Here is a 10,790-nt window from a genome sequence, read left to right on the forward strand (position 1 = left end):
TACAAGCCCCAGTTCTACACCACGCTGTCGTACTTCCAGGACGGCTGGAAGGGCAGCCACGACTTCAAGATGGGCTACGACTGGAAGCGCGATCGCCGCAGCCTCTTCCGCGACCAGCCGTTCGACATCTTCTACCGCGACACCAACGGCGTGACGGCGCAGGTGGACCTGTACAACACACCGGTCACGGGCATCAACGACGTCGTTTACAACGCGGCGTATATCAACGACACGTGGAAGCTGAACGACCGCCTGACGTTGAACCTCGGCGTGCGCTTCGAGGCCTATACCGACGGCTGGCAGGATCAGGAATTCACGCCGAACGGTATCCCGGCACTGGCGGGCTTCACCGACCAGCGCTACCTCGACTTCATCGCACCGCGCACCGTCGAGGCCCGCACGGTGGCCAGCACGAAGACATTCGTTCCGCGCCTTGGACTCGCCTACAACCTGACCGGCGATAACCGCACGGTGCTAAAGGTGTTCGCGGGCCAGTCGCGCTGGAACTCGGCCGATACGCTGGCCGACCTGGAGAACCCGGTGGGTCGCGCGCAGCTGCGCTACGCCTTCCTGCCCTGCACGGCCACCCGCACGACGCAGTGCGACTTGAACGGCAACCGCCTGGTGGACAGCCCGGCCGAACTGGGTGCGTTCAACTCGACCCAGGGCGGCGGCGGCTTCGTGCGGATCGACCGCGACATCGAGCGGCCGACCAGCAACGAAGTGTCGGTCAATCTGGAGCGCGAAATCAGCAACTCGTTCTCGGGTCGCGCCTCGTATGTCTACAAGAACATGCGTAATGTGTGGGGCGAGATCGATGCGATCCGTACGCCGGCCTACACGATCCCTTACACACTGGTCGATCCGGGTCCGGATAACAACCTGGCCACCACGGCCGACAACCAGACGTTCCAGACGTTCGACCGTCCGGCAACGATTGGTACGGACCGTCTTTACACGAACAGCGACTTCCGCGATGCCGACTTCCAGACGGTCGAACTCGGCGTCAACCGCCGCTTCTCGGGCAAGTGGATGATGCTGTCGTCGGTCGGCTACACCTGGTCGACAATGCTGCACGACACCACCGGCTACGGCCGCCTCACCAGCGCGGCCGCCTACCGGCCGGCGCGCCGGTTGTTTGGCGACGAGAACGGCATGGAAACATCGACGACCTGGAACTACAAGGTCATCGGCCGCTACACCATGCCCTGGGACATTGGCTTCTCCGGATCGTGGAAGGTCCAGAGCGGCCAGCAGTACGGCCGCACGATCAGCGTGGCGTTCCCCGGTGACAGCACGCAGACCGTGCGCGTCGAGCCAATCGATGCGCACCGCTACCCCACCGTCGCGATCATGGATGTGCGCGCCGACAAGTCGTTCAGCATGGGACGCGCCGGCAAGATGACGTTCCAGTTCGACGTCTTCAACCTGACCAACTCAGGCGTACCCACCGACTTGCGCTTGACCTCGGTCAACTTCAACGAAGTGCTCACGATCCTCAGCCCACGCGTCATGCGCGTCGGCTTCCGCTACGACTTCTAAGGGCGGGTCGGGCAGGTAAGGAAGTTAGGGCGGGTGGGAAACCACTCGCCCTAATTTTTTGTACGCGCGAAGCTCGACGTCCCTAACGGTCCTTAACATTTCTTTACATTCGTAGTACAACCGCGGTGCGCCTGCTATGCGACGAGAGCGTGCCTCCCTGCTCGCCGTCGTGCTCGGCTTCGTGTTGGTCGCCAGCGCCTTCACGTGGCCATTGCCCATTCAACTGGGAACTCACCTGACCGGTGATCCCGGCGGCGATACCAGTGTGTACGTGTGGAACCAGTGGGTCTTCCACCATGAAGCGCTGAGGGGCAACAACCCGTTCGAGACCGGACAGATTCTTTCGCTCACCGAGCGGATTGACCTGTCCCAGCACAACTACACGGTCTTCCTCAACCTCCTCGCCCTGCCCTTGATCTCGCTGTTCGGCGTGATCGCGTCCTTCAATCTCGTCTACCTGCTGATGAGCGTGTTGACTTCGCTCATGACCTACGGGCTGGCGCGGGCAGCGTTTACGGTCACGCGGGCCGAGGCGTTCATCGCCGGCGTCGCGTTCGCCTGGTCGCCGGTGCTGGTCGCGCGCAGCACCGGTCACTTCAGCCTGGCGGCCGCAGCCCCGCTCCCCGCCTTCATCTGGGCCCTCATGCACGCCGAGAAACACCGCACGGCCGGCAGTGCCGCGCTGGTCGGGTTGTGCATGGCGTGGGCGGCGCTGTGCGACGCCTACTACGGCGTGTACTGCGTGATGATCACCATCCTGTACGTGATCACGATCACAGTGCGGTTCACGCGCGCCCCGGCGCCGCCGGCCCGGCGGCCCTGGGTGTGGCTGCTCGACGTGCTGATCGTCTGCATCGGCGGACTCGTTACCGGTTTGGCGCTCGGCCGCGGCGGCGAATTCGAGGTGTTGGGCGTCGGCATCCGCATGCGGAGCCTCTACACGCCGGTGCTGGTGCTGACCGTGCTGGTCATGGTGCGGCTCGCGGTGTGGTGGCGGCCGAGGCTGACGCGCGTTCCCGATTTCGGCCCGCTGCCAATCAAGGCGGCGATCGTCGGCGTGCTGGCATGCATCGGCCCGCTGGCGCCGGTTCTGTATGGCACCGTCGAAGGGATGATCGACGGTCGCTTTGTCAGGCCCGAGATTTTCTGGCGCAGCAGTCCCGGTGGTGTGGATCTGCTGTCGTTCGTGACCCCGAACCCCAATCATCCGGTCATGCGGATGCTGTTCGGCGACCAGCAGGCAACCGCGCCGACCCAGTTTGTCGAGTACACCGCGGCCCTAAGCTGGGTGGCCCTGATCGTGGTCGCGGCGGCCGTTTGGCTGGCCAAATTCCGTCCCAGGATCGGGTGGTGGTGGATCACCATCGGCTTCGCCCTGTTGGCACTCGGGCCGTTCATCTACCTGGCGGGCACCAACACGCACGTGCCTGGACCATGGGCGTTGTTCCGCTACATCACGCCCATGAGCCTGGCGCGCACACCCACCCGCTTTGCCATTGTCGCGGCACTGGGTCTGGCGGTCCTGCTGGCAGGGGCGCTTGCGGCATTTGGCGAGCGCTGGCCGCAGCGACGCCGCGCGATCACGGCGCTCGTGGCGCTGCTGCTGGCCATGGAGCTCTGGCCGGCGCCACGCACGCTGTACTCGGCGGCCATCTCGCCCGTCTACGACACCATCGCCGCCGACCCGCGCAACATCCGCGTGTTGAGCCTGCCGTTCGGGGTGCGCGACGGCGTCTCGTCGATCGGCAACTTCCGGCCACGCTCGCAGTTCAACCAGACCCGTCACGAGAAACGCATCATTGGGGGTTACCTCTCGCGGATTTCGGAGCAGCGGGCCGAACGCATGCGAATCGAGCGGCCGACCCTGGCCATCCTGATGAAGATGAGCGAACCGCAACCGCTGTCGGCCGAGGACATCTCCACGTTGACCGCCCGCGGTGCGCGCTTCGTCGATGGGACCGACCTCGGCTACGTGGTGATCGATTCCCGTTTCGTCCCCGAGGAATCCGCCCAGGCCGTGATCAACGCGTGGCGCCTCGAAGAGGTGCAGCGCGACCAGCACCTGACGCTCTACAAGCCTGCAGCACCTTAGGCACCTTAGGCACCCTAGGCACCCTAGGCACCCTAGGCACATTAGCTCTGATACTCTGTCTGCGATGCGGCGTAGCGCGTTCCTGCTCCTGTTTGCGGTGTCCGGCGCCGCGGCCCTCATTTACGAAGTGGTCTGGACCCGGCTGCTCACGCTGCAGATGGGACACGGCATTGCTGCGGCCAGCACCGTGCTGGCGGCGTTCATGGGCGGCCTGGCCGTCGGCGCGGCGATCGCCGGCCGCCGGGGTGGGCGCCTCAGTCCCGAACGCGCACTGATGGTGTACGCCAGCCTGGAACTGGCCATCGCGGTGCTCGCGCTGCTGCTGCCGGTGGCCCTCGAAACCCTTCGGCCCTTGCTGGTGGGCGCGTACGCCGATGGCGAAGGCGGCACGACGTTCGGGCTGCTCAGGCTCGGCACCAGCGTGATGCTGCTGGCGGTGCCGGCGGCGGCGATGGGCGCGACCTTTCCGATTGCCTCGCGCTGGATGGTGCGTGGCGCCGCACACGCCGCACAAGAAGCCGGCGGCCTCTACGCCGCCAACACGCTCGGGGCCGCCATCGGCGCTCTGCTCGCTGGCTTCGTGCTGATTCCCTCGCTGGGACTGAGCGGCTCGACTTGGGTCGGCGTCGCGTTGAACGTGGCGGCGGCCGCGGGCGCGTATGCGATCGCGCGCAGCGGCGCATCGATACCAGCAGACGATTCGCCGGACGGGGGACGTTCGGAGGGCGAGGGCTTCAGCCCTCGCCGGGCAGCGGCCTCGCGCGGCAAAGCGGACGCTAAAGCGTCCGCTCTCCGAACGTCGGCTGAAGGCCGTCCGTGGCTGGCGGCCCTTGCCCTGGGCGCGTCGGGGTTTGCCTCGCTCACCCTGCAGGTGGTGTGGACGCGCCTACTGGTGCAGATTCTCGGTCCCACCACCTATGCCTTCAGCCTGGTCGTGGCGATCTTCATCGTCGGCCTGGCCGGTGGTGCCGCGATCGGCTCGTGGCTGGTGGCGCGCGTTCGCCACGCCTCGGTCGGTCTCGCGATCGGCTTGCTCGTCAGCGCCGCCCTGTCACTGGCGGCGGCATCGGCCGTGGACTGGGCGCTGCTCACGATTGCCGAAATTGTCGCCCGGCCCGAGTACCAATTCAACGACGTGCTCGCCCGCGAGGGGCTGATGGTCCTCGCGTTGCTGCTGCCCATGGCCCTCGCGTTCGGCACGGCGTTTCCATTTGCCGTCGCCCTCGCCGGCGGAAGCGATGACACCGTCACCGAATCGCTCGGCCGCATCTATGCGGTGAACACGATTGGCGCCATTGCCGGCGCCCTGCTGGCCGGTTTCGTGCTCGTACCGCAGATTGGACTGCACCTGACCATCCGTCTCGTGGCGGCGACTCTTGCCGTGGCGGCCATCGCAATCCTGGTAACGGCGGGCCAGGGCCGGGGCCGCCTGGCCGGGTACGCCCTCGCGGGCGTGGTGCTGCTGGCGGGGGTCACCCTGCCGCAGTGGGATCGGCTGCTGCTGTCGAGCGGCGGGTACAAGTACGCCCCCGCGATGCGCGGGCCCAGCCTGGCGACCTCGTTGGCCGCGGGGGAACTGCTCTCGTACCGCGAGGGCGCGAGCGGAACCGTCGCCGTCCGGCGGCTGGCCGGCACCGTGTCACTCTCGATTGATGGCAAGGTGGATGCCTCGAACGCGGGCGACATGCTGACGCAGCGGCTGCTCGCCCACGTGCCGCTGTTGCTGCATCCGAATCCGAAACGGGTCGCGATTATCGGCTTGGGGAGTGGCGTCACGCTCGGCTCGGCCCTCACTCATCCCATCGCGGCCGCCACCGTGCTGGAGATCTCGCCTGAAGTGGTGGACGCCTCACGGTTCTTCGAAACCGAGAACCACCGAGCCCTCGCCGACCCGCGCACGCGCCTGGTGGTCGGCGACGGCCGCACCCACCTGATGCTCGGCCGCGAAACCTACGATGTGATCGTGTCCGAGCCGTCGAACCCGTGGATGGCGGGCATTGCCTCGCTCTTTACGCGCGAGTTCTTCGAAGGCGCCAGGGCGCGCCTGGCGCCCGGCGGCATGCTGTGCCAGTGGGCGCACACCTACGACATCAGCAGCGACGACCTCCGCTCGATCGTGGCCACCTTCCTCACGGTGTTTCCCGAGGGGTCGCTGTGGCTGGTCGGCGAGGCCGACGTGCTGTTGATTGGGGCGAGCGAGCCGATCGACGAACGCGTGGCCGGCCTCGCGGCCAACTGGCATCGTCCCGGGGTGGCGGAAGATCTGGCGTCGATTGGCGCCGCCGAGCCGTACGCGGTCACGTCCCTGTTCGTAGCCCAGGGGGCCGCGCTCAAGGCGTGGTCGAACGGCGCCCCACTGCAAACCGACGACCGCTCTCGCCTGGAGTTCTCGGGCCCCCGCCATATCTTCGGCGTAGCCCGTGACGACAACGCCGCAGACCTTCGTGAACTGGCTAACCGCAGCCCGAAGCCCGCGACGGTGACCGCCGCCGGCCAGGCGGCGACGGCGGCGAACCACCGGAACCGGGGGGTGATGTTCATGCGATCCGACGCCCACCAGCCGGCCTACGACGACTTCATGCTGGCGCTCGGACTCGACGCCTACGACCCGGTCTCGCTCGACGGCCTGGTTCGGTCGGCGGCGGCGCTGACCCGAATCGACGATGCGAAGGCGTTACTGACAAAATTGGCATCGGCGCCGGCCAACACGCCGGCGAAACTGGCACTGTCGCGGGTGCTGGCCTCGCAGGGCGACGTGGACGAGGCCGTGCGCATTCCCTTCAGCCTGCTTCAGCAGGACCCCAGCAACGTGCCGGCCCTCGAGCAACTGGCGTCGGTGCTGTCGGACGTAGGCGACGCCGCACGCCTCGAACCCGTAGTGGCGCGCCTGGTGGCCGAGGCTCCCAAGAACACCTGGTCGCACTATTACGCCGGGTCGCTGTTCTTCATGCAGAACCGGCTCGACATGGCGGCACAGGCGGCCAGCAACGCGCTTAGCTTTGACCCCGGCAACGCCAAGGCTCACAACCTGCTGGGCGTGTCCCTCGCGAGCATGGGGCAGGCCGACGCCGCCCGCGCCGCGTTCGAAGCGTCGATCAAGGCCGACGCCCGTGAACCCGGCACCTACACCAACCTCGCGATGCTCGAGCTCCAGGCCGGCAATCGCGACCGGGCGCTCCTGTACTTCTCCGAGGCGCTGACGATCGATCCCACCAACCAGTCCGCGCGCGACGGCCTCGCCTCGATGCAATCGCCGCGATGACGGGCAACCGCAGAAGCGGTTGCCCTCTCCACGTTCCCCATCCAATTGACTGAAGTCTGATCCAACTTCGCCGAACCCTGCGTTGCTTGTCGGAATCGCGTGTGGACATCCGTCCTATCGAGTGTGTAAGAAGTGACACGCTCAAGGGCATCTGTTATCGCTCGCCCCGGGCTTCACGACTGAAAAGACACGGCCGTGGCAACGGCACGGCCTTTGCTAGAACTCGGTATCGGGGGGAGTATTTCGATGAGCGTCGTTCGCATAATCGGATTCTCGACGCTGTCGTGCGGGTGCGTGGTCGGTCGCTACCGAGACGTCGCCAGCACGCGCGAGGTCACGTACGTGGAAGAAAAGGGCGTGGGTTGTGAAAGCCACGCGCACCGCCGAAACCACACGGTCTCGGCCGAGCGCGAGCGGTTTGCTGCCGTCGCCATGACCACACTGGCCGTTCGAGCGTCGTAAGGAAAGGTCCGCCTAAAGGCGGACACCACATCGATGTAGCGTCCGGCTTTAGCCGGACCATCCGTGTAGCGTCCGGCTTTAGCCGGACCATTCCGTGTAGCGTCCGCCTTTAGGCGGACCATCCCGCATGCCCACGGTACAATCGTACCGACGTGCCCCCTCGCCTTCCCAAGCCCTTTGCCGACCTGCGCCGCGGACGCCAGCGGCTGCGCTTCTTCCACGGCGATGCCCTCGACGTTCTTGGCCGCCTCTCGCCTGCCTCTGTTGCCGTGGTCGTCACCTCGCCGCCCTACAACCTGGGCATCCGGTACCGGTCGTTCGATGACACCCAGCCGCGGTCGGAGTATTTGACCTGGACCGGCGCCTGGATCCAGGCGGTGAAACGGGTGCTGGCGCAGGAGGGGTCGCTGTTCCTGAACGTGGGCTCCAAGCCCAAGGACCCCTGGACCGCGCTGGACGTGGCTCAGGCGGTGCGGCCGCACCTGGAACTCCAGAACATCCTGCACTGGGTGAAATCCATCGCCATCGAGAAGTCCCTGGCGGGCGCCCGATCGGGGCTGGCCGACGACCTGGCGGTGGGCCACTACAAACCCATCAACAGCGACCGTTTCCTCAACGACTGCCACGAGTTCGTGTTCCACTTCAGCCCGACGGGACGGACGCGCCTCGATCGGCGCGCGGTCGGCGTCAAGTACCAGGACAGGTCGAACCTGACGCGCTGGCAACAGGCCGGTTCGGGCCTGCGCTGCCGGGGTAATACCTGGTTCATCCCCTACGAGACCATCCAGAGCCGCGACAAGGAACGGCCGCATCCGGCCACGTTCCCGTGGCGGCTGCCGGCGTACTGCCTGAAGCTGCACGGCCTCGAGCGCGTCGGCCTGGCGGTCGATCCCTTCCTGGGACTGGGCAGCAGCGCCGTCGCGGCCGCGGAGTTGGGGGTCAACTTCGTGGGCATCGAGCTCGACGAGCACTACCTGGCCGAGGCGGTGGCTCGCGCGACCGCGGTGCTGAGGAACAAGCGCGGGCCATAGTTGTCCTTGAATCCATCTCGGCCGGAGATATATGCTCTCATGCAATCTGGGAGTGTACCGTGGACCTTCGACAACTAGAAATCATAAGAGCCATCGCGGAGACAGGTTCGTTCACGGCCGCCGGCCACAAGCTGCACGTGTCGCAGTCGGCGATCAGCCGCCAGATCCTGCTGCTCGAAGATGAATTGAAGGAGCCGGTGTTCCTGCGGGTCGGCCGCCGGATCCGCATCACGCCGGCGGGTGAATCGCTGCTGCAGCTCAGCCACCGGGTGTTCCAGGACCTCAAGGACACGACCGCCGGCATCACCGACAGCCAGGAATCGCTGCGCGGCACGGTCCGGTTGCTCGGTGGCATGACCGTGTGCCTGTACGTCTTCCCGCCGCTGCTGACCGAGCTCAAGCGGCAGCACCCGGAGATCGAGCTCAAGCTGATGTCGGGTAGTTCCGAGCAGTGCCTGGCGCGGCTGCGCTCGGGCGCCGGCGACCTGGCGCTGCTCACGCTGCCGGTGGACCAGCCCGACCTGGTGACGGTGCCCGTGCTCCAGGAAGAGCTGCTGGTGGTGACGGCCGCGAAGCATCCCCTGTCGCGCAAGAAGAAGGTGTTGCCGCAGGACCTGGTGCGCCAGCCGTTCGTGCTGTTCGAGCCCGGCTCCAACACCCGCCGCTCGATCGACGAGTTCTTCGCGGCGGCGCGGATCGAGCCGCAAATCGTGATGGAAACCGAGAACGTCGAGATCATCAAGGCGCTCGTCCGCAACGGCCTGGGCATCACGATCATTCCCTACCAGGCCGTGGCCCGCGACGTCACCAGCGGCCAGCTGCACTGCGCCCGCATCGAGGGACGCTCGTTGGTCCGGGAAACCGGGTGGATCTACCCCAAGATGAGCCGGACCCCGCGCGCGGTCCAGGAAGTGATCAAGGCGTTCGAGCGGGTGCGGCCGAAGCTGAAGCTGTCGCCCTAGGTCCGGCTAAAGCCGGACGCGACATATTTGTGCATGATCGAATCGGATGGGTCCGATTCGATCAATCGTCTACGGCGCTTTCGGTAACTGGCGCAGCGAGTACGACGTCCGCGACCACACGTTGATGCCCGGCCGGTTCACCAGCTTGACCTCGATTTTGCGCGTGCGCTTCAGCGGGTCGGGGTTGGTGGACGAGTACCCCAGCACGTAGTAGTCGCTCGTTTCGGCATCGATGCGCTTGAGCGCCTTGTCGAAATTGTTCTGGTTGACCACGGCGATACCGCCGGTCTGCTCCGCGAGCACCCGCATGCTGTCCTGCGTCTTGCGCACGTGCTCGCTGTATTCCACTGGATCGATCTGTTCGTCGAGGTCGGCGCCGGCCACCAGGCCGCGCGGGTCGATGGTGTAGAGGGTCGCGTTGGCGCGGTTGGCGGTGCGCGTCACTTCCGCCAGTTCGCGCGCCAGGTCGGCGTCGGCGAACTGCTGGCCACTGTATGAGCCCCGCTCCTCCCGTCCCTCTTCGCGCGTCTGGCCGAAGCGGCCGCCGAACACCGGGTCTTCCCCGAGCCGCGCCTCGGCGAACGGATTGAAGTCGTAGCCGTTGCTCACCCAAATCACCGCCTTGCGGCGATTGTTGATCTTCTCCATCTGCGACAGCATGTCGTAGGCCGTCGAGAACGCGACGTGCGCGCGGTAGCGCACTTCGCTCGGCCCGTCCGAGCCCTCGGCCCCCTGGATGATGTCGGACGGCTTCAGCCCGTTGCCGGTGATCTTCTTGATGGCCTCGTCCAGGATCTTGCGATCGTAGGTCGGGTCGATGGCGAGGGAGGACGGCCCGGTCGAGACGATCGAGAACATGTCGCCTTCGTGGACGAGCGTCTTCGAGATCTTCTTGAACAGGTCGCGAATGCGCCCGGTGTTCCTGAAGTCCAGGTGCAGGTCGTCAACGATGATCAGGAAGATGCGGCCGGCGGTGTCGTTCTTGGGGCGCGACGGCGGCAGGATGATGCCCTCGCGCGCGGCCGGCGCCACCGGCGCCGCCAGGTTATGCACGCGGCCGCCGTGTACCAGCGTCAGGCCCGTGATCTCCTGCTTGACGCCGTCTTCGTAGATCTCGAAATCGTTCTTGGTCAGGTCCGCGACAAACTGATCCTGGCCGTTGCGCACGATGGCGTCGGTCGTGACGTAGTCGATGGCCACGCGAAACTGCGGCTGGCCGGCCTGCGCCGGAGTCGCGGGCGCCTGCTGGGCGCCGAGGGCCGTGGACAGCGCCAGGGTGGCAAGGGCGGCAATGCGAAAACTGGCCGTTCTCATGCTGACAGTATAAGACGGGATTGAGGCTGATTGGGCCGGGTGGGGCTGGTGGGGCTGGTTGGGCGGGTCGGGCGGGTGGGGCTGGTTGGGGCTTACCCCCCCCCCCCAACCCCCCCCACCCCCCC

7 protein-coding genes are annotated in these 10,790 nt (G+C 66.4%); 6 read left to right on the forward strand and 1 reads right to left on the reverse strand.

The genetic code is table 11. The features are described 5' to 3' along the window. The 6 genes from Q8T13_06260 to Q8T13_06285 form a co-directional block, all read left to right on the forward strand. The coding region (locus tag Q8T13_06260) for a TonB-dependent receptor (GenBank protein MDP3717354.1) at positions 1-1,542 on the forward strand (1,542 nt) is incomplete at its 5' end. 136 nt (positions 1,543-1,678) lie between these two features. Beyond that, positions 1,679-3,634 carry a DUF2079 domain-containing protein gene (locus tag Q8T13_06265; GenBank protein ID MDP3717355.1) on the forward strand — a complete coding sequence of 652 codons (1,956 nt, stop codon included), beginning with the start codon at positions 1,679-1,681 and terminating at the stop codon, positions 3,632-3,634. Between the two features lie 64 nt (positions 3,635-3,698). After that, positions 3,699-6,896 carry a fused MFS/spermidine synthase gene (locus Q8T13_06270; GenBank protein ID MDP3717356.1) on the forward strand — a complete coding sequence of 1,066 codons (3,198 nt, stop codon included), beginning with the start codon at positions 3,699-3,701 and terminating at the stop codon, positions 6,894-6,896. 246 nt (positions 6,897-7,142) lie between these two features. Further along, complete coding sequence (locus Q8T13_06275) at positions 7,143-7,358, forward strand: hypothetical protein (GenBank protein ID MDP3717357.1); 216 nt, start codon at positions 7,143-7,145, stop codon at positions 7,356-7,358. A gap of 152 nt (positions 7,359-7,510) precedes the next feature. Next, positions 7,511-8,389 carry a site-specific DNA-methyltransferase gene (locus Q8T13_06280; GenBank protein ID MDP3717358.1) on the forward strand — a complete coding sequence of 293 codons (879 nt, stop codon included), beginning with the start codon at positions 7,511-7,513 and terminating at the stop codon, positions 8,387-8,389. A 59-nt stretch (positions 8,390-8,448) separates the two neighbouring features. Beyond that, positions 8,449-9,351 (forward strand): LysR family transcriptional regulator, encoded by a 903-nt coding sequence (locus Q8T13_06285; protein MDP3717359.1) that lies wholly within the window; start codon positions 8,449-8,451, stop codon positions 9,349-9,351. A gap of 69 nt (positions 9,352-9,420) precedes the next feature. Here Q8T13_06285 and Q8T13_06290 read toward each other — a convergent pair whose 3' ends face one another. Beyond that, entirely contained in the window at positions 9,421-10,665 is a 1,245-nt protein-coding gene (locus Q8T13_06290) for a VWA domain-containing protein (GenBank protein ID MDP3717360.1), read from the reverse strand. Positions 10,666-10,790: the final 125 nt, after the last annotated feature.

The sequence above is a fragment of the Acidobacteriota bacterium genome, from assembly GCA_030697165.1.
Classification (GTDB): Bacteria; Acidobacteriota; Vicinamibacteria; order Vicinamibacterales; family UBA2999; genus 12-FULL-67-14b.